The following is a 20,138-nucleotide window of genomic DNA, read 5'->3' on the forward strand; positions in this document are numbered from 1 at the left end:
TGGCGACTCCGATTTTTTCCAAGAGCATACCCTAGATGCGTTTCATGACAGTTTTGTGCGCGCGGCCTGCGGCACATCTGTACCCGCCGGTGCCTCGTCCTGTTGCACGGCTTCGTCAAATTCGTCGGGATCAAGTGCCAAAAGGCGTTCCACTTCGGCCATAGAGCTGTCCCTTTCGATGTAATACCTGCGCGCCGCTTCGATAAGCTGACGCATGGCGCTGTAGGCGTAGGTTGAATCATTCATGAAAGATGTCGCGGCCGCTGGGCTGAGATCGCCAGCCCGGATCAGGGCGTCGACGCGCCGGGTGGTCATGCGAACCGCGTCCTCGATCTGTGCACGTTCCTGATCCAGCCACAATCCACTTCGGTCTTCTGGTGCAGCAAGCCCCATATTCCGGATCTCTACCGTGATCCGGGCCAGTTCGGTTCTGAGGCTGTCATACAATTCAGTGACAGCGCCCTTGTTATACGTGGTGTAATTCAGAATGTTCTTGCGCAAGTGTTTCACAGACTTGACGGCCTGGACCATATCACTGGCGACATCGCGCAGTTCAAATACCCGGTCAGCAACCTCTGCGGGAAGACGCTTGTCTCCGGCGCGGGTCGCAAATTCAACGATTGCCGAATAAAGCGTCTTCACCCGCGCTTCGTATCCATCGCCGAGATCAAGTTCGAAGGGCACACGGCTTTTGCGCACTGTCGCTGCGATATTGTCGGATGCAAACACCTCGTTCTGATGCAGATTCAGCCCATGCAGGATCAATTCAATCGCATTTTCTGAAAGATGCGCCACTTCCTTGCTCAGTGCGATTTCAAGCGTTTGCGGGAATTCGTCAGCGGCTTCGTTGAGGTAACGCGGGCGGCTGACATCGGGCTGGGGTTCGACAATACGACGTTCAAGCAGCGCAATCAGGCGTTTCAGGAATGGCAGCATCAACACCACGCCAAGCACATTGAAGATGGTGTGAAACACCGCCAGCTTGAGCGCATAATCATCGGGTGCTATGCCGACCAACCCGCTAATGGCGTCAACAGCATCGCGAAGTTGGCTGATAAAGATCAGCGCGACCCCGGCAGTCACGGTATTGAAAATCAGATGCGCCAACGCAAGACGCTTGCCTTGATAATTGGCCCCAAGTGACCCGATGATTGCGGTAATGGTCGTGCCGATATTGGCACCAACAGCCAGCGCCAGCGCGTTTTCATAGCTGATTTGGCCAGCAGACAGGGCGGTCAGGATCAAGACCATCGTCGCGTGGCTTGATTGCATGATGACCGTCGCCATTGTGCCGATCAACGAATAGACAACCAGTCCAACCAATCCCGAAAGCGCAAAGCGTGTCAGATCAATCTGGTCCTTGAACGCATCGAAGCCCTCTTTCATGTGGTGGATGCCAAGAAACAGAAAACCAAGCCCCGCCAGCGCATATCCAATCCCCCTTAGGGGCTTGGACCGCTGGAACACCAGCACGATGCTTAGGGCAATCATCGGCATGGCGTAAGCTGCGATATTGACCTTGAGCCCAAGCCCCGCGACCAGCCATGCGCCTGTGGTTGTGCCGATATTCGACCCAAAGATGATGCCGACGCCGCCGATGAGTGAAATCAATCCAGCGCTCAAAAACGATATGGTGATGACAGAGACCAGGGAGCTTGACTGCAAGAGCGTTGTGGCCAGAACCCCGAAAGACAGCGCCCGCGGCGTGGACGCCGTCGCGCGTTCTAACAGGCGTTCCAATGTACCTCCGCCGAAAAGCTTGAACCCATCTTCGAGCATCAACATGCCAAACAGGAAAATCGCGACCCCGGCCGCAATTTCCTGTGCGTCCGGGCTGAACCAGAAGGTGATCAGCAGCGCTGCGATTGCGACAGGAAGATAAAACCGCGTCATGCGCACCGACCATCCAGAGCGTTATCCTGGCTGCGATAGCGCGGGTCTGACGATATCTCCGGCAACCGGTCAACCAGAGCAGTTCGAGCGTGATCGTTCTGGTGCATGACCCAGCTCTCCTTTTAGCGGCGTTGCACATTTGAGACATATAAGACACGTCAAACCCCGTCCATGACCTGGCGCATATTGCGTCTGTGAGGTTCACGGATAATCGCGTCTGTCCAAAGCGCATCAAAGGGGGTCGGGTTGTGCTGAAGATCGAAAATGTCGAGACAGCGGTGCAGAAGAACCGGGCGGAGCTGTTCCGGTTTGGCACGGCATTGCTTTTCATTGTCGGGATCATGCTGTTCACCATAGTGCGCACTGACGGTGGGGTGGATGGCATATTGTTGGTCGCCGCAGCCATGATAGGTGGGTACATGGCGATGAATATCGGTGCCAATGATGTCGCCAACAATGTCGGGCCTGCGGTCGGGTCACATGCCATCACGCTGACCGGGGCGATTTTCATCGCTGCCTTTTTCGAAGCGGGCGGCGCGTTGATTGCTGGCGGCGATGTTGTCGGGACAATCAAAAGCGGGATCATAGACCCGGATCTGGTGGCCGATCGCGACACCTTTATCTGGCTCATGATGGCAGCTTTGCTGGCCGCCGCGGTCTGGCTGAATTTCGCAACAGTTATTGGCGCACCTGTGTCCACCACTCATTCTATTGTCGGCGGTGTCCTTGGTGCGGGAATCGCCGCCGCCGGCTGGGGCATCGCAGACTGGTCGGTGATGGGGCAAATCGTGACAAGCTGGGTGATTTCACCCGTTTTGGGCGGGCTGATCGCGGCGGGTTTCCTCTATGTGATCAAGCGCACAATCACCTATAAAAAGGACGTTCTGTCCGCGGCCAATCGCATGGTGCCGATCCTGGTGTCGATCATGGCCTGGTCTTTTGCCACATATCTGATCCTCAAAGGTCTGACCAAGGTTGTCGTGATACCGTTTCCGCTGGCGCTGCTGATCGGGTTTGGGCTTGCCATATGCGTCTATGCCATTCTCCGGCCCCATATCGCGCGGCGGACTGCCAATCTTGATAACCACAAATCAAGCGTAAACGACCTTTTCACCATCCCGTTGATATTCGCCGCCGCGTTGCTGAGTTTCGCGCATGGGGCAAATGACGTGGCCAATGCGGTGGGGCCGCTTGCCGGGATCAATGATGCGATTGTCGGCGGCGACATCATTGTGAATGCGTCGATTCCGCTATGGGTCATGGCGGTGGGGGCGATTGGCATTGCCTTGGGTTTGGCGCTTTATGGGCCGAAACTGATCCGGACAGTCGGCAGCGAGATCACCGAGCTTGATAAAACCCGGGCCTTTTGCATCGCATTGGCGGCGGCCATCACGGTGATCATCGCGTCGCAGCTGGGGCTACCGGTCAGCTCGACCCATATCGCGGTTGGCGGTGTCTTTGGCGTCGGGTTCTTGCGCGAATATATCAAGTCAAACTATGCGGATATGCTGGACCAGATCCGTGATCACCATGCCGACACTGATCCAGAAGCGGTGGAACAATTGTTGGCAGAATTCGAAGCCGCGGACGTCGCCACGAAAGGGGATATGCTGCGATCCATGAAGGCTCAGTCATCAAGTGATCGGGTGCTGGGCAAACGCGAACGACGCGAACTTGGCCGGGTGCATCGGGTTGAGCTTGTCAAACGGAACCTTTTGCTGCGCATTGCGGCGGCCTGGATCATCACCGTCCCGGTTGCGGCGCTTTTGTCTGCCATGTTCTTTTTCATGATCCGCGGCATGATGTTGCCATAAAACACGCGAACAGGTGACCGGCTTTGTGTGCATTGGCGCACCTTTCCTGTGGAAATATCACATTTGTGTTCGGAATGGTGAAGGCTTAGGTGACGGGTACACCGGCAACGTCACTGAGACGCCAATTGACCACCAAAGGGCAGCAACGTCTGACACGATAAGCAAAATGAATATGCGATATCGTCCGGACTGCCTTAGATGAATGATCCATAAAGGGAAAAACCATGTCTGTTAAACTCGCGATCGTCTATTACTCCAGCTACGGAACCAACTACCAGATGGCGTCCATCGCTGCCGAAGCGGCCAAAGCGGCCGGTGCCGAAGTGCGCCTGTTGAAAGCACCCGAGACGGCCCCCGCAGAGGCGGTCAACAGCCAGGACGCATGGAAAGCGCACGCGGAAGCCACCGCTGACATTCCCGAAGCCACCGCCGAGGATATGGAATGGGCCAACGCCTATCTGATTTCATCCGGCACGCGCTTTGGCGTCATGGCCAGCCAGATGCGCGCCTTTATTGATACGCTGGGCGGTGTCTGGTTTCAGGGCGGCCTTGCCAACAAACCTGTCTCGGCGATGACGTCGGCGCAAAATCCCCATGGCGGGCAGGAAACAACCCTCAGCTCGTTCTACATGACCGTGATGCACTGGGGCGGTTTTGTTGTGGCTCCCGGGTTCACCGATGACGTGATCTTCAAGACAGGCGGCAACCCCTACGGGTATAGCCACACGCAGGGTGCTGAATTCACCGACGACGTCAAAGCGGCGATTGGCCATCAGGCGCGTCGTTTGGTCGAGGTTGCTGGCAAGCTGGCCTGATCCCGACCTCAGCGAATGTCGCTGATAGATATGGCTGGCACGATTGGTTAAAATATGGCCAATCGTGTTGGCATATACGCGACCGCGCGCGCAGCACCATATCGGTTTTCGCAATCAGACAAAAAACCTGCTAGATCAAGGGCTGACAGCCCGTGTTTCAGGATGGTGCAGACATGATCGAAAAGTCCAAGATTTCAAACATGACCCGGCGGCGGGTGCTTGTTGGGGGACTGTCACTTTTCGCCATGCCCATCTATTTGCGCGCGGCACCGCAGGCGCTTGACGCGTTGCAGGGCGGGGGGCATGTCATTTATTTTCGACACGGCGCGACCACATGGTCGGGGATCGACAACATCGATTGGCCCCGCGCACGGCAACGGCTTCTTTCTAACGAGGGAATTGCCCAATCGCGCAGGATCGGTACCGCATTCACGCGTCACGCCATCCCGGTCGGCGACGTGCTGGCCAGTCCCTTTGCTCGGTGCCGCGACATGGCGGAAATCGCGTTTGGCCGTGTTGAAGAACGGATGGAATTGCTGGGCCTTTTGTCCGACGAAGACGGCCGCGAGGCGCGTGTTGCCTATCTACGAGATCGAATGAGCACGCCACCCGACGACGGGACAAACCGCATCATTGTCGCGCATAGATCGAATATTGCGACGGTCGCCAATGTCCAGCTGGCCGAGGGCGAGGCAGTGATTGTCCGCCCGACCGGATCGGGTTTTGACGTTCTTGAAACGCTGATGCCCGAGGCGTGATAATGGCAAATCACCCAGCTTGTTGATCAGCGTCACGTGTTTTGCAACGAACGACCCAAGTTCCGGCGCACCTTCCTCGTCTTGATCATAAAACCAGCCCGCGTCAGTCGCTGAACATCAACTCGGGCACCTCTCTCAGATAAGAATCGAAATAGTCGGTAAAAGTCGCCACAAGCGGCGGTAAAACCTCGTAAGGCGGATAGAACAACGTCAACCAGAGCGGGGCAATCGACCAATCTTTCAGAACGGGTGTCACGTCGCCTGTTGCAAGGCCATCCTTGACGATGAACTCTGGCAGCAAGGTCATGCCATTGCCCAACTTGGCCAGCGAATACAGGAAATCGCCATTGTTCGAGATGACCGAAGACCCGGCGGTGACCTGTCGTTTTGCCCCATCCTTACGAAGCGACCAAACCTCCGCTTGGCCAGAGGCCGAGTAGGACATGCAAAATCCCGGGTCCAGATCGTATGGTGTCTCCGGGATCTGCATCCGCTCGAAAAGGCGGGGGGCTGCGATGATCTTGCGAGGCACTTCACAGACTTTTCGCCAAATAGTCGATTTATCTGATGGCGGGCCGGACACCCTGATAGCCAGATCGCAGTTATCCTGAACGATATCAACAAGCGCGTCCGTCAATGTCACTTCAAGCGAGATGTTCGGATAGGCCAGACGAAAACTGTCAAACAGGTCCGGCAACAGCCGCACTCCAAGGGACATGGGCGCATTGATGGCAAGCCTGCCGCGATCCGGGCGGGCCGCCCGGGTGATTTCATCCGTCACCCGATCAAAGTTGTCGATAACCGGACGGAACCGCGCCGCAACAATAGCCCCCGCGCTTGTCAATGCGACTTGCCGGGTTGTCCGCACCAAAAGCTGCTGACCCAACTCCTCCTCAAGTTTTGCGACAATGCGGGTGACGGAGGCCGGCGTCATATTCAAGGTGCGCGCCGCTGCTGCAAAGCTGCTCAGCTCGGCCACCTTAAGAAAAACGCGAATGGGTTTGATGTCCTGCATTTGCCATTATTGCGCCAGGCGCAACAGTGAATGCAATACTGCTTCTATTCTGATCAATTCGTCTTTGTCCTATTTCTACTGCAACACAGATTTCAGATGGAGAGGCGAATACCATGATTACGGATATCAAAGGCTTGCACCACGTCACCTCGATGGCGGCAGATGCAGCAGAAAACAACACGTTCTTTACCGACACGCTGGGCCTGCGCCGGGTGAAGCAAACCGTGAATTTCGACGCCCCCGAGGTGTATCACCTTTACTATGGCGACGAAGTTGGCACGCCGGGATCGGTCATGACGTATTTCCCTTTTGGGAATATGCCCAAGGGCCGTCGCGGCACTGGCGAAGTTGGCACGACGGAATTTGCAGTCCCCAAAGGCGCGCTGCCGTTCTGGAAAGAGCGTCTGAGCAATTACGGTGTGACCGGCCTGAAAGAGAACAGCTTTCTAGGTGAAAGCCGTCTGCAATTCGACGGGCCTGATGGGGATGGCTTCGCGCTCGTTGAAAGCGATACGCGCGGACGGAGCCCCTGGACCGGGACGGATGTGCCGGAAGATGCGGGCATTCTGGGCTTTCACGGCGCACGCTTCACGTTGCGCGACGCCGCCGCAACCGGAGAGCTGCTGACCTATATGGGCTACCAAAAGGATGAAACCGAAGGCACGGTCACCCGCTACCGCGTCGAAGGAGGCAACGCGGCTGACACCATCGACCTCGAAGAGATATCCAGCGTCAGAACCGCTGGCCAGGGTGCGGGGTCCGTGCACCACATTGCCTTTGCCGTCGAAAACCGCGCCAAACAGTTGGAGGTCCGCAAGGCGCTGATGGACACAGGCTATCAGGTGACACCAGTGATCGACCGTGACTACTTCTGGGCGATCTACTTCCGCACGCCGGGGGGCATCCTTTTCGAGGTCGCGACCAACGAGCCTGGCTTTGACCGTGACGAAGACACCAAACATCTTGGCGAAGCGTTGCAATTGCCCGACCGCTACGAGCCGCATCGCGCTCAGATTGAACAGCTTTTGCCACCGCTGACCGCATAAAGGAGAGGTCACATGGCGACAGATAGCTATCATGCATTGACCAAAGCCCCCGCCAAGGGCGCGCCCATCATCTTTGCTTTCCACGGCACGGGCGGGAACGAGCACCAGTTCTTTGATCTGGCGCAGCAAATTCTGCCCGACGCCGGCGTGGTATCGCCGCGTGGGGATGTATCAGAGTTTGGGGCCGCGCGGTTCTTCCGGCGCACCGGTGAAGGCGTCTATGACATGGACGATCTGGCCCAACGGACCGAAGCGATGGCGGCCTTCATCAAAGCGCAGGCAGCGTCTGCTCCAACTTCGCCGATCTACGGCTTTGGCTATTCAAACGGTGCCAATATCCTGGCCTCTGTCGCGATGTCATATCCAGACCTGTTCGATCGCATCGGTCTGCTGCATCCGTTGATCCCCTGGGCACCCGAGCCGGTGCCTGCCCTGTCCGGCACGCGGGTTCTGATCACCGCCGGACAACATGACCCGATCTGCCCATGGCCGGAAAGCCAGCGTTTGATCGACTGGTTCGGCGCGCAAGGCGCACAGGTGACGACCGAAGTTCACGAGGGCGGCCACGACTTGCGCCAGCAAGAAGTGCTGGCGCTGCAAACCCTGCTCACCGCCCCCTGACCAGCCGCGATTTCGCGCGTCCACCGCAGAAGGCTGGCCGTCATTTGCCATACAAATCGCGTTATCCCGCCCGTTGGCCAGCACGGAACAGTGCTGGCCATAGGGCGGGTGAACGGGGTGTTACACTCAACCGTAGGCCTACAAGACCAAGCTTTGCACCGGGGAAGAACGGCTAGAGGCGGAATGGACTCACGGCTTTGGGCTGCTCCGTATCGTGTTTCTCTGTGCCGATGGGCGGACACTGTGCCAACGTCCGGTACCTGGGATTGATGATCTCTGTCGCGCAAGAGGGAGATGCATCGCAAGTCACGACCACCGTCAAAACTCCGAAATAGACGCCGGCGTCAGGCGCTTTCCGGTTTTTCGGCCCAGTATCCCGGTACGCCGCCGCAATAGCTTGGCACATTCACGGTGTCCTCGATGGCCGCGTACATCAGCGCCTGCGCATAGGCAAAGCGCTCGGGAGGTTGACCTTCGGGGCGATGCATGCCGGTGTAAAGGGCTTTCAGAACTGTCTTGTCCACGTCCCTGGCGGCAGTACGACCAGCCACAAAAGCGCGCTGCTGCATTGTGTCCAGCTGAGTGCGCGCACCGACCATCAGGTTACGTGGGACAACGTCAAACCCAGAGATCGCACGGGCGCGGGCTGCGAAATTTTCGAACGGAATGCCCGTTTGCGCCAATCCCGTCGCAGGCATGAGCGCGGTCATGGACACGCCTGCCATAAAGCTGCGTCGTGTGACCTGTATGCGCTTATCCATCGGAGTCCTCCTTCTGCGGTTGGGACGTTGGTGCTTCGGACAAAGGTCCTGTGTCTTCACGCCACGCCGCGTAATAGGCCGCAATCTCTGAAATCTCTTGCTCGGTCAGTTTTGATGCAAACGCGCGCATACGGCCCATCGTGCCGGATTGACGTGTGCCCTCGGCATAGGCGGTCAACTGCCGTGTCAGATACGATGCAGGATGCCCGTGCAATCGCGGCGAAAGACGCGCGCGGTCATCCGGGTCGCGCGCATGACAGCTGTTGCAAGACGGCAATCCCCGTGACCAATCGCCCTCATAGACCAAGCGTTGTGCTGCGGCGTGCGTGTCGTCGTTTTCACGAAAAACCAGATCGGGTGCAGGTGCATCTGAATACATACGCGCCATGGCAGCGGCCCCGTCACCCAGGGCTGTTGCGGTGGCTTGCATCTGCGGATGCTGGCGCAACCCCGTGCGATAGGCGTGCAACTGGCGTTCAAGATACCGTGCGGATTGACCGTTAAGGTTTGGATACGGGGCCGGTGGAGTCTGGCTCAGTTCACGCTTGGGGATATCTGGCGCAAGGGTATGGCAAGAGGTGCAGTTCAGCAGAACATTGGCACCCTGCCCGCCTGCCCCATGGGCCAGACCGAACGAAGCCGTTGTCGCTGCGATCAGGATCACATGTCTCATGGCCGCGCCTCTGCTGCGATGGTTTCGCCGATCCGCACCGCCAACGCCGCAATGGTCAGCGTGACATTCACGCTGGAGACCGACGGAAATGTCGAAGAAGACGCGATCCACAGATTCGGGTGATCATGCGTCCGGCAATCGCTGTCGACCACGCTGTCGGCAGGATCGTCGCCCATAATCGTGGCACCGGTGATGTGGTTGTTTGGCAAATATCCATCGTAATGCCACACGCTTTGCTTGGTGGCCCCAAACGCGACCGCCATTTCCTCGATACGTTTGCGCGTATCTTCGGCTGCGCGATGGACGTAATCGTCAATGTCGTAATGGATTTCCGGCCGGGGAATGCCCAAAGCATCGGTCAATCCCTCGGTCGAGGGAACGATCCGGTTTGTGGGGTCAGGCAATTGTTCATTAAAGCTGAACACGATCTGCCGCCGTGCCGCGCGCTCTCGAACAGCGGTGCGCAGGGCGTCGCCGGTTAGACCTTCGTCAATGGCTTCGATGGTGACTTCTTCGACATGGGTCTTGTTGTCCGGCATAAGTTTACGGGCTGCCATGCGGTCCCGCCACGGCCCATCGCGCAGATTGACAATGCCCGACAGGATATTCGGGCCCCGCCCCGGCCAAAGTGGGTCTGCACTGTCGAATTTCGACATGGTGCCGGGATGATCCATCAGGTTGCGCCCAACCATATCAGACGAATTGCCAACACCATCCGGCGCGTTTTCTTGTTTGGACATGAGCATAATCTTCGGACCTTCAATGCCATTTGCGGCAAGCGCGAAACGGTCCGCTTGGATGCGAAACTCGGTTCCGTCCGGTTTCAGATATCGTGCGGCGGTAATGCGGCGGTCAGGTCCAACCTCGAGCCGATGCACCACCGCATCCGTGATCAATTCCGCACCGGCGGCCTGCGCCTTTTCGACGGACATATTTCCAGAATATTGCGCGCCGATGGGGCAAATGGGCATGCAGTTGGCATTGCCACAGCAGGGCGGACGCCCGTCATAGATTTGTTGATTGTTGCGGCATTGTGGTGCGTGAATGACATCGTAGCCAAGTGCAGTCAGCTTTTCATGAAACACCTGATCAAGATAGGAAAACGGGGCCTCTGGCATTGGGTACGGCTTTGATCGGGGCGCATCAAAGGGCGCGTTCTCTGGCCCAGCGACGCCCAGTTCGACCTCCGCTTCATAGTACCACGGTTCGATCAGGTCATATTCAAACGGCCAGTCCCGTCCGACGCCATAAAGCGTCTTGAGTTTCATATCGCTTGGCAAATACCGCCAGGTCGCGGCCCCCCAGTGCCATGTCGTCCCGCCAACCGCACGAATATATTGCTGGTCGTAGGGATATGGCCCTTTCTGGATGAGGTAATCGTCGGTCCGGTTGACCTGGGGCTGCGGGGCATGGGGAACAAGGGGATAGGGCGACATCAGGCTTTGCGGATCAGCCTGCCGGAACCGATCCACCAGATCAGCGCGGTCAAGCTCTGGGCCATCGCAGAGAACAGTCACCCTAAGCCCGGCTTCGGCCGCGCGTTTGGCGACAAGCCCGCCGGCGACGCCCGCGCCGATGACGACAAGATCGGGGGATTGGGGAAGTGTCGTGACCATGGGAACTCCAATGTGGCTTTGGAGGCTAACGCATGTGATCTCCTGTCGGTTCCTGAACCATGTGCGGAACCCAGACTGTCACCGGTTCGTTGATGTTACAGACGTAGATTTCATGAAAAGGACCTGATCATGGCACAAAATGCAGCCCGAAAGCCCCGCCCCGTGAACGACCCCGTCGACCCGACAGATCATGCGCACAACCCGGATGCCGACGAAGGCACCCACCCGGCAGCCGCTCCGTTGGGAACCGATGAAGAGGCTGGGCGTCAGGGAAAGCGACTTCCCCCCAAAAAGACATATGTTGTCAACAGCCGGGGTGATGTGCGCGCCGGCCCCGGTGACGCCGGAATGCAGGACGCACCACGCGTGATGGACGATCCGCAAGACAAACCGAAACGCGGGCGTGGACCGGTGATTGCCATGTTTGTCGGTGGTTTGGCGGCGCTGATCGTCATCTGGTTGCTGACCGCATAAACGCCGCTACGATCGATCCAGCGCATGGTCCAGATCCTTGTCCGTGCGCTGGTTGCTCAAAAGCAGCGCCAATGGGCGCAGCGATGCGATATGATTGAACGTGACAAGCAGGCTGAGCATGATGGGCGTGGCAAGAAACGCCCCTGCCACCCCCCAAAGCCATCCCCAGAACAGCAATGACACCAGTATGACCACGGGCGACAAAAGCACGTATTTGCCAAGTATCTTGGGATCAATGAAATTACCAACGACCTGTTCGATGACCAGCAGCCCTGCGGCCACGCCAAGAGCTGTGCCCCAGTCTTTGGTGATCAACGCATAAAGCACTGGCAGCGTGCCCGCGATGACGGAGCCGAGATTGGGAATGTAGGTCAGCACAAACGTCAGGACTGCCCAGACCACCAGCAAATCAACACCGAACAGCCAAAGCCACAGCACATAAAGCAGCGCTTGGAGGAGCCCGATACCGCTGCGGATCAGCAGAAACTTTCGCAGGCTATATGCAATGGTGGAAAGCGTCTCCACCCAGACAGTTTGGCCCTGTTCCGGCCACAGCGTTTTGACCTTCCCGCGCCAGGTGTCGCTTTCTGTCAGGGCCAGAAGGATCAGAAAGAAGACGATCACCAAGGTGGAAATGAAAATTCCGGTCATGCCCGCGATGGCGCGCGCGATGGTTGTGACTTGATCGACCATCCAGCCGCTGAATGCGCTGCTAATCGTGTTCCATATGTCTTTCAACTGCCCGTTCAGTGCTGTGTCGCTGTCAGGGCCGGGTTGCAGAATTTGCTGTATCTGACCCACCGACGGCACTTCTTGCAGCACCCGTTCCGCCGCGAAAACCAATGCCGCGACCATCCCAACGATGACCGTCATCACGAGCAGCATCACAAGAACATGGCTGACCCACCGCAGCGCCGATGGCAACGCGGTCGCCAGCCTTGCATGCAGCGGCGCAAGCACAAATGTGATGAGTGTGGCAAACACGACAGGGATTGCCACGGATGACATCGCCCGCAGCGCGGCTGCAACCGCGATGACAAATACGCCGCCGACGATCCATGTCATAGCGCGCGACCGCGAACTGCGTGCAATGCTATGACCATGCGTCGTATCAGTCTGTGATGTGCTTTGATGTGTCATGGTGCACCAGAGGGTGATTAAGCTGCAATACGTTCGGCTTCGACGAGAGCGTCCAGAAAGCTGTCTGTCCACCACGAGATATTTTGCCGTCGCAAGACAGACATTTGCTCTGCGTGTCGCTCCTGCCGTTCCTTCAGCGGCATTGCGAGTGCCGCGCGGATCGCTTTTGCGACATCCTCGGTGTCGTAGGGATTGACGAGAAGGGCCGCCTTCAACTGTTCGGCCGCTCCGGCAAAGTGCGACAGGACCAAAACGCCCGGATCAGACGGGTCCTGTGCCGCGACAAATTCCTTGGCGACAAGGTTCATCCCATCGGCAAAGGGCGTGACCAACCCCACGTCTGCACGGCGATACAGGCCCGCAATGCGAGACCTTGGAAAGCCCCGGCACAGGTAACGGATCGGCGTCCAATCAAGCTGACCAAACGTGCCGTTCAAACGCCCGGCCGTCGCTTCGAGCGCGGCGCGAATGTCCTGGTAGGTGTCGATCTCACCCCGGCTGGGTTGTGCGATCTGAAGAAAGGTCGTACGCGGATCATCCTCTTGGCGCTGCTCAAGAAACGCCCCGAACGCCTCAAAACGGCTCACCAACCCCTTGGTGTAATCCAATCGATCCACACCAATGACCAGCCGTTCGTCCGATTGCAGCCCAAGCGACGCGGCACTGTCCGAGCTGTCGGCTTGTGCAATGAAATCATCTACGTCAATGCCAATCGGCATGCTCCGCACCGCGAATTGACGACCGCCATGTCTTAATTCCCCGGTCCGAAGCTGTTCGGCATGTTCGGTCCCACGAAAGAGTTCGAGCAAGGCGGCAACATCGCGTTGTGTCTGCAAACCGACCAGATCATACGACGCCAGCCACCGTGTGAAATCGTCTTTTTCGGGAAGCGCCAAAAGATCGTGGGCATGGGGAAACGGCGTGTGAAGAAAGAACCCGATCCGGTTTTCCACACCACGTTTGCGCAGCGCATCGGCCACTGGAAGAAAATGATAATCATGCACCCAGATCACGTCTCCGGGGGCAATTTCATCTTCCAGCATCCGCGCCACGCGCGCATTGACGGCGCGGTAAACCGCTGCGTGATGTGTATCAAGATCAATCAGATCGCTGCGCCAGTGGAACAAAGGCCAGAGGACCGAATTGGCATAGCCCAGATAGAAACCCTCGTGTTCGTCCCTGGTCAGGTCAAAGGTCAGGCGGCGATAGGCGTCGTTGCCAATCTCGGTCAGCGTCGATGAGGGGTGATCAACCGTCGTTTCGGCGGACCCCACCCAAACACCGCCGCGGGCGGACAGGCAATCGTGCAAGGCAACGATCAACCCTCCCGAGGGCGTTTCAGTGGTGGGAATGCGATTGGACAGCATGAAGAGCCGGCTCATGATTTTATCCTCAGGCTGCTAAAGGTTTTCGATCCCGGCGGCGCGATCCGTGCCGACGACATATTGCGACAAAGGGCGGTCATGGACCGGCAGCCTCTCATTCGGGATAGATTTGGTCGCGGGCAGCAAGCGCGTTCCGCGGCCGTCGACAGGTAGACTGGTGATACGGATCTGGGATTGCATATGGTGTCTGTGTCCTCTGGCAGTGACTGCCAAAGGACAACGCTGCACCTGCAGCATAGGTTCCGCCTTTTGCCCGGCTTATCGCGCTGGTTCAGTGGCTGTGTCGCGCAGGAACTGGAAAGCCAGCTTGCCAAGAACAGCGAGAAACAAAAGGCCACCCGCAACCCACATGAGAGCGCCCGCAAATTGCTGATCCCCAAGAGGCGTAATGCCATAGGGAATCGTGGTCAGAAGATGCCAGTCGTGCCACGGCGTTGGGGCCAGCGTCAGTGTGACGGCGAACAATGTAAGCTGTGCCCCAGTGAACGCGGCGGCCATGACGGATTTTTCCGGTGTCGCCCGAAATGCCCCGAAAAGCAGGGTTGCTGCGCCAAAAAGGGACAGGTGCATCGCCCAATATGTCAGATCGCTTTCCAGGGTCGCCTGGTACGGTATTGGCACATGCCAGAACCAGAAGAGGGCGGCGAAGACCAGTGCAAGCAGCATTGGCGGTAGCCGCAATTTTGGCAAGGCCGACGCCAAAAGCGGCGCAGCAACCAGCGTCAGCAAAATGTGCTGTGCAACTCGTGCCGAAAACAGCGCCATCGAGGCGGCACAAAGCGGCGACACGAACAGGATTGCCACCAATGCCCAGGCCCCGGAAAAGCGCGATGTGTTGGCGGCAAAACGTATGCCGACACCCCACGCCAACAGCAGTCCCACAATCAACAGCGGATCGAAGGTCCAGCGCGTCAACAGTTCGGTTGGAAGCGGCGGCGTGCCACAAAAGGGGGTATAATCATCCATGAGAGCCTCTCTTTCTGTCACCCGGAGCAAGACGCCAGCGTCGCAACCGGCCAAAGATTTGCGAAAATCGCCATCAGCGAGATCCCCGCTGACCACAGCGCCGCGATCACCAGCGGACGTTCCTCGGCGTCACCCGACACGCGGCGCGAGCTTCGCATGGCCTGGATCAGCCAAAACAGCATCAAAAGACCTGTCGCCAATGTGCCAAGGGTGGCAACCGCGCGCATCACGTCGGTCTCCATCAGCCCACGCGGCGCACAAGCCGCTGAAATCAGAGCGTAAATAGCAATGAAATGCAGCGACCAGAGCGTGATCGGGCGGGCGATATGAAACATCAAACGGGTCATTGCGGCGTCCCCGCGAACAAAAAGGCAATAGCCGTGATCCCCGCCATGATTGCGGTGGCCTTGCCAAAGCCACCCAGCAACAGATCAGGCAGCCCTTGCCCAAGCAGAACGCGTCCTGTCGCCTTGCGCAGCGCGTTGAACACGGTCCAGTAAAACGACACCGCAAGAAGCGCGCCCACATAAGCGCCCATGGCCCAGCCGACGGCCGCAAACGCTGTTCTGTAGGGGTCAATCGGCAACAACGCCCAGAAAAAGCACAGGCCAAGCGCCACCGTGACCACGCCGGTCAGAAGGTTGATGAACAGGCCAACCGCCAAAGATCCTTGCAGCAACGCCCGCCGACCGGTCATCCAACAGAGGGCGAAAAGGATCACCGAGAGCCCCCCCGCCAACAAGGCAAAGATACGGGCAGGCCGGTCGGTCGCTTCGGCGAAACTTGGTTGGGTGTTCCAAAGGTACAGGCCCGCGAACACCAGTGAGGCAAACAATGCAAACAGGATCAGGATTGTAATAATCGTGCCCACATGCAGATGGCTTTTGTGATCGACCACGTTCACCGGCAAAGACGCGTGGTCATGTAATCCTGTCTTGCGCATCACACCACTGTCGGAGGGTTCCCAGATCCAGCCAGTCAGCCCGATCAGAGCGATCACGCCACCAATGGCCGACAACCAGTACAGCGACGCCAACGTCGCGGCAAAGAGCACCGCAAGGCCCGACGCGGCGATCAACGGAAACCAAGTGGGATGCGGCAAGCGCACAATCTGGATCGGCTCCCCGCTTACCGGATCACACCCGATGGTTTCACGCCGGTGGTCGTAGTTGATGCGCAACGCACCCTCGACCTCTGCGGCGGGACGGTCGGTCAATTCGGGCTGATCCCACAGCGGCTCGCGCGAGGTGATGGTTGGGATGGCCCGGAAATTGTAGCCAGGCGTGCGCGGCTCATAGAGCCATTCAAGCGTCGCAGCCCCCCAAGGATCTCGTTTGGCCTTTTGCCCGGTACGTTGATGTCGAAAGAAATCCACAATGAACACGGCGATGCCAGCGGCCAGAATAAATGCCCCAATGGTCGACAGCATATTGAGCCGGTCCCAGCCAATCCCTTCGGGATAGGTTGCGATGCGTCGGGGCATGCCGCGCAAGCCGGTCAGATGCATCATGAAAAACGCCAGGTTGAACCCAAGAAACATCAACCAGAACGCCCAGCGCCCCAGCGTGTCTGACATCATCCGTCCGGTAAAATGCGGCACCCAGTAATACAGCGCTGCAAACATCGGGAAAACGAAGCCCCCCATCAGAACGTAGTGCAGATGCGCGACGATGAAGTAACTGTCATGCGCTTGGAGGTTGAACGGCACAGCGGCAATCATGACGCCGGTGAACCCGCCGATCACAAAGATGAACAGAAATCCGAGGATGAACAGCATCGGCACGGTCAGCCGTGGCCTGCCCAGGGTCAGTGTGGCGATAAAACAAAAGACCTGCACGCCGGTCGGCACCGCGACCATTGTCGACGCAGCAGAAAACAGCGTAAGCGACATGACAGGCAAACCGGTGGCGAACATGTGATGCGCCCAGAGACCAAAGCTCAGAAAGCCCATGGTGATGACAGCAGCCACCGCAAAGCCGTAGCCAAAAAGCGGCTTGCCCACAAAGACAGGCAACATTGTTGCCACCATCCCGGCCGCAGGCAGAAAGATGATGTAAACTTCCGGGTGGCCGAAGATCCAGAACAGGTGCTGCCACAGCAGAGGATCACCCCCCAAGGCCACGTCAAAGAAGGGCAGACCCAGCAACCGTTCCGCCTCCAACAGGATTGACCCGATGATAAGCGGCGGAAAGCCGACTGCGATCATGAAGGCGGTGACCAGCAGATACCACATCAGGATCGGCATTTTGGTCAGGCTCATACCCGGCGCGCGGGTACAGAGGATCGCGGCGATGATCTCGACCGCCGCGGTGACGCTTGCAATCTCGGCAAGAGTGATCCCGATCAGCCAGAAATCCGCGCTCAGCCCTTCGGTGTATTGGCTGGTCGACAGCGGCACATACATGAACCAACCGCCCGCCGGGGCCGCATCAAACAGGAAAGACGACAGCACGATGATGCCACCGAACAGGTAGCAATAATAGCCGAATGCTCCAAGACGCGGGAACACCAGATCGCGCGCGCCAATCATCAGCGGGATCAGATACACCGCAAACCCTTCAAGCATCGGGATCGCGAACAGGAACATCATGATCGTTCCGTGCATCGTGAAGACCTGGTTGTAAGTCTCGCTGTCAAGAAACGTGTTTTCAGGCACCAGAAGTTGCAACCGCACCAGAAGCGCGAGCACACCAGCGATCAGGAAAAAGATGAACCCGGTGATCAGAAACCGTTTGCCCACCACGCGATGACTGACCGAGGACAGCACCCTTGCGCCTTCGGGCGTCGCCCAAATCTCTTCAAAGTCCTTTTCGGGCTCACCCTTGGGCGCGATGTCGTAAGCGCCATCTCGCGGCTTTGGGACAGGCGTGGGGTTAAACGGTGCATCAGTCATTTCAGGCTCGCCAGATAGGCCGAGACGGCGCGCAATTCAGGCCCGCTCAGGTGGTTGTAAGACGGCATCTGCGCGCCGGGCTTCATATCGCCGACATCGGCGATCCACCCGGCAAGGTTGCCTTGGTTCATGCGCCACATCCCGGCACCGAGACTGGCGCGTGCCCCCACGCGGGTCAGGTCAGGGCCAAGGCGACCACCCTCGGCAACGCCGCGGATTTCATGACAGGCCGAACAACCTTCGTCGATGAACACCTGTTTGCCATCCAGAAGCTCGGGCCGGGCCATATCGCGTGCCTCTCCCTGAGTGGTCAGCAGCCACGCATCGAACGCCTCGGGTTCCAGAACGACCACTTCAAACGCCATCCGCGGATGGCTCAGGCCGCAGAACTCGGCACATTGCCCCCGGTAACGGCCCGGCTCTTGGGGGCGAATGGTCAGGGTGTTGATACGCCCCGGGATCATATCCATCTTGCCCGCGATCGACGGCACCCAGAAAGAATGGATCACATCGTTTGACTTCAGACGGAGCGTCACGGCGCGGTCCGCAGGCAACACAAGCTCGTTTGCGTCGCGCAGTGCGATCCCGTCTGGATCGTACACAACATCCCACCAGAATTGATATCCGGTCACGTCTATGACCAACGCCTGATCATCACTGCGGGTGCTGGCCACCAGGATCGCGGTCGAGGCGGTCATCAATGTGACAATGGTGACAACCGGCAGAATGATACCGCCTGACCAGACCCACCAATGACCTGCCGGTGTCTCGCGTCGCCAGGCAAAGACCAGAAGCGCCATGACGAAGACAAAGACGACGCCAAAGAATACGGTCATGACCAGCGTCAGATCATAGGTCATTGAAGCCCCGAATCCCGAGGGCCGAAGCGCGGATTGAGACCCGTACATATCCAGGGTCGAAGTGTCGGCAAGCGGTTCCATCATCCCCCTCGCAATGTGTAGAGATAGGCCGCCATGTCCCGCGCCTCGGCTTCGGTGACGCCAAGGTCGGGCATCGCGGTCTGAGGCGCATGAAGCGGCGGATTGATCAGCCAGCGCACCAGATCACCGGGTCGGTTCGGCAGAACCCCGGCGACATAGGCGCGGTCACGAAAGCCCTCAAGACTGGGGCCGACAGACCCGCGCGCGCCGGCAACGCCGGGGATCGCGTGGCACGATCCACAGCCATATTGCAACATCAGCGCCGCGCCATGATCGGCATCAGCGTCATACATATCAAACGCGGCGGCTTCCCAATCGGGTCGGCCATCCGCCGGACCTCTTCGAAACCAGTCCGCCGTTGCGCGGATCGCGTCTTGCGTAACAACGTAGGCCTGTGTGCCGATCCCGTCTCCGGGCTTGATCGCAGACCACGCCATCGCGCCAACGCTCGCGGCCGCGATCAACGCGACGGTGGTATATGTGCGCATGGTGGCCATCGGGATCAGTCGGCGATTTCGGGAATATCAATGTCGGCCGCTACGGGGACAACCCTGTCAACCATGGGCCTTACGCGGGCATAATATTCGGACACCGCGCGCATATCCTCGTCGGTCATTTTCTTGGCAATCGACGACATGACATTCATCGCGTCATTGTCGCGCACGCCTTCGCGCCACAGCTGAAGCTGATAGGTCATGTAATTGGCGTATTGACCCGCAAGGTATGGCACGGAAGGTGGATTGCCGGTGCCGGACGGGCCATGACAATTCACACAGGCCGGGATTCCCCGCTCGGCTGATCCGACAGCGCCGAGTTGACCACCCCACTGTAACAAGCCCGCATCCACATCGCCCGCGGCCGGACGATAGGGTGCTTCAACGGCAGCGTAATAGGCGGCCACGGCCTCCATTTCGTGTTCGGTCAGGCGTTGTGCCACCCCTGACATGACCTTGTTGGGCCGCGCGCCCGACGCGTAATCCACCAGCTGCTTGTAGGTGTACCACCCGGCCTGCCCTGCCAGTCGTGGGAACGCGCCTGAGCCGTCACCCATGCCATTGGCACCATGACAGGTGATGCAGGCCATCCCGGACCCACCGTTTTCAGCACCGCCCATCGCCACCAGCCGACCGAGTTCAAGTAAGTCATCATCAACCGGCTCTTCGACGGTCGCATTGAAAAGCGCGCGCTCGTCCAGCAGGTTCGCTTCAAGTGCTGCGATGCCGGGTTGCGCCTCGCGGTCTTGGGCATAACCGACGAACGGAAGCGCGATGATCGCACTCAGGGCAGCGGCGATCCCGGCAGGTTTGACGTATTTGCGCTGGGTCAT

Annotated in this window: 20 protein-coding genes; 6 read left to right on the plus strand and 14 right to left on the minus strand. The window is 58.4% G+C overall.

Annotated elements, in window-relative coordinates; translation table 11 throughout:
• Positions 1 to 42: 42 nt before the first annotated feature.
• The gene (locus ACG74X_RS11395; protein ID WP_411234871.1) at positions 43 to 1,893 is read right to left on the minus strand and encodes a Na/Pi cotransporter family protein; all 1,851 of its coding nucleotides are present in this window, start codon (positions 1,891 to 1,893) and stop codon (positions 43 to 45) included.
• Positions 1,894 to 2,141: 248 nt separating this feature from the next.
• Here ACG74X_RS11395 and ACG74X_RS11400 point away from each other — a divergent pair, with 248 nt between their 5' ends.
• The 3 genes from ACG74X_RS11400 (at position 2,142) to ACG74X_RS11410 (ending at position 5,280) form a co-directional block, all read left to right on the plus strand.
• Positions 2,142 to 3,707 (plus strand): inorganic phosphate transporter, encoded by a 1,566-nt coding sequence (locus ACG74X_RS11400; RefSeq protein ID WP_411234873.1) that lies wholly within the window; start codon positions 2,142 to 2,144, stop codon positions 3,705 to 3,707.
• 224 nt (positions 3,708 to 3,931) lie between these two features.
• Positions 3,932 to 4,522, plus strand: coding sequence for an NAD(P)H:quinone oxidoreductase type IV (wrbA, locus tag ACG74X_RS11405; protein ID WP_411234874.1), 591 nt, complete (start codon positions 3,932 to 3,934; stop codon positions 4,520 to 4,522).
• 173 nt (positions 4,523 to 4,695) lie between these two features.
• Complete coding sequence (locus ACG74X_RS11410) at positions 4,696 to 5,280, plus strand: histidine phosphatase family protein (protein ID WP_411234875.1); 585 nt, start codon at positions 4,696 to 4,698, stop codon at positions 5,278 to 5,280.
• A gap of 103 nt (positions 5,281 to 5,383) precedes the next feature.
• On the opposite strand, the gene ACG74X_RS11415 is transcribed toward ACG74X_RS11410, so the two are convergent.
• Positions 5,384 to 6,295, minus strand: coding sequence for a LysR family transcriptional regulator (locus ACG74X_RS11415; protein ID WP_411234876.1), 912 nt, complete (start codon positions 6,293 to 6,295; stop codon positions 5,384 to 5,386).
• 113 nt (positions 6,296 to 6,408) lie between these two features.
• Here ACG74X_RS11415 and ACG74X_RS11420 point away from each other — a divergent pair, with 113 nt between their 5' ends.
• On the plus strand, positions 6,409 to 7,341 hold the full coding sequence (locus ACG74X_RS11420) for a ring-cleaving dioxygenase (protein ID WP_411234877.1): 933 nt from the start codon (positions 6,409 to 6,411) through the stop codon (positions 7,339 to 7,341).
• A 12-nt stretch (positions 7,342 to 7,353) separates the two neighbouring features.
• Entirely contained in the window at positions 7,354 to 7,962 is a 609-nt protein-coding gene (locus ACG74X_RS11425; RefSeq protein WP_411234878.1) for an alpha/beta hydrolase, read from the plus strand.
• Between the two features lie 344 nt (positions 7,963 to 8,306).
• On the opposite strand, the gene ACG74X_RS11430 is transcribed toward ACG74X_RS11425, so the two are convergent.
• Genes ACG74X_RS11430 through ACG74X_RS11440 form a run of 3 tightly spaced genes read right to left on the minus strand, consistent with a single transcriptional unit; the run spans position 8,307 to position 11,012 of the window.
• Positions 8,307 to 8,723, minus strand: coding sequence for a sugar dehydrogenase complex small subunit (locus ACG74X_RS11430; RefSeq protein ID WP_411234879.1), 417 nt, complete (start codon positions 8,721 to 8,723; stop codon positions 8,307 to 8,309).
• Complete coding sequence (locus ACG74X_RS11435; protein ID WP_411234880.1) at positions 8,716 to 9,396, minus strand: c-type cytochrome; 681 nt, start codon at positions 9,394 to 9,396, stop codon at positions 8,716 to 8,718. The genes ACG74X_RS11430 and ACG74X_RS11435 overlap by 8 nt, the downstream gene beginning before the upstream one ends.
• Positions 9,393 to 11,012, minus strand: a complete 1,620-nt coding sequence (locus ACG74X_RS11440) for a GMC family oxidoreductase (protein WP_411234881.1) — start codon at positions 11,010 to 11,012, stop codon at positions 9,393 to 9,395. Before ACG74X_RS11440 ends, ACG74X_RS11435 begins: the two co-directional genes overlap by 4 nt.
• Positions 11,013 to 11,141: 129 nt before the next feature.
• On the opposite strand from ACG74X_RS11440, the gene ACG74X_RS11445 reads away from it, so the two are divergent.
• The gene (locus tag ACG74X_RS11445; RefSeq protein WP_411234882.1) at positions 11,142 to 11,486 is read left to right on the plus strand and encodes a hypothetical protein; all 345 of its coding nucleotides are present in this window, start codon (positions 11,142 to 11,144) and stop codon (positions 11,484 to 11,486) included.
• Between the two features lie 6 nt (positions 11,487 to 11,492).
• Here the strand turns inward: ACG74X_RS11445 and ACG74X_RS11450 are convergent, their stop codons facing one another.
• From ACG74X_RS11450 to ACG74X_RS11490, 9 genes are all read right to left on the minus strand, one after another.
• On the minus strand, positions 11,493 to 12,551 hold the full coding sequence (locus tag ACG74X_RS11450; protein WP_411234883.1) for an AI-2E family transporter: 1,059 nt from the start codon (positions 12,549 to 12,551) through the stop codon (positions 11,493 to 11,495).
• A gap of 92 nt (positions 12,552 to 12,643) precedes the next feature.
• Positions 12,644 to 14,008: a trehalose-6-phosphate synthase gene (locus tag ACG74X_RS11455; protein ID WP_411234884.1), complete on the minus strand. Its 1,365-nt coding sequence runs from the start codon at positions 14,006 to 14,008 to the stop codon at positions 12,644 to 12,646.
• Between the two features lie 18 nt (positions 14,009 to 14,026).
• Positions 14,027 to 14,191 (minus strand): hypothetical protein, encoded by a 165-nt coding sequence (locus ACG74X_RS11460; RefSeq protein ID WP_411234885.1) that lies wholly within the window; start codon positions 14,189 to 14,191, stop codon positions 14,027 to 14,029.
• Positions 14,192 to 14,269: 78 nt separating this feature from the next.
• A complete protein-coding gene (locus ACG74X_RS11465) occupies positions 14,270 to 14,977 on the minus strand; it encodes a cytochrome c oxidase assembly protein (protein ID WP_411234886.1) in 708 nt (235 codons plus the stop codon).
• 17 nt (positions 14,978 to 14,994) lie between these two features.
• Complete coding sequence (locus ACG74X_RS11470; RefSeq protein ID WP_411234888.1) at positions 14,995 to 15,324, minus strand: hypothetical protein; 330 nt, start codon at positions 15,322 to 15,324, stop codon at positions 14,995 to 14,997.
• The gene (gene ctaD / locus ACG74X_RS11475; protein ID WP_411234889.1) at positions 15,321 to 17,870 is read right to left on the minus strand and encodes a cytochrome c oxidase subunit I; all 2,550 of its coding nucleotides are present in this window, start codon (positions 17,868 to 17,870) and stop codon (positions 15,321 to 15,323) included. The genes ACG74X_RS11470 and ctaD overlap by 4 nt, the downstream gene beginning before the upstream one ends.
• The gene (coxB, locus tag ACG74X_RS11480) at positions 17,867 to 18,811 is read right to left on the minus strand and encodes a cytochrome c oxidase subunit II (RefSeq protein WP_411234891.1); all 945 of its coding nucleotides are present in this window, start codon (positions 18,809 to 18,811) and stop codon (positions 17,867 to 17,869) included. Before coxB ends, ctaD begins: the two co-directional genes overlap by 4 nt.
• Complete coding sequence (locus tag ACG74X_RS11485; protein ID WP_411234893.1) at positions 18,811 to 19,299, minus strand: c-type cytochrome; 489 nt, start codon at positions 19,297 to 19,299, stop codon at positions 18,811 to 18,813. Before ACG74X_RS11485 ends, coxB begins: the two co-directional genes overlap by 1 nt.
• A gap of 14 nt (positions 19,300 to 19,313) precedes the next feature.
• Positions 19,314 to 20,138, minus strand: coding sequence for a c-type cytochrome (locus ACG74X_RS11490; RefSeq protein WP_411234894.1), 825 nt, complete (start codon positions 20,136 to 20,138; stop codon positions 19,314 to 19,316).

This window comes from Marivita sp. S0852 (assembly GCF_046591575.1).
Taxonomy (GTDB): Bacteria; Pseudomonadota; Alphaproteobacteria; order Rhodobacterales; family Rhodobacteraceae; genus Marivita.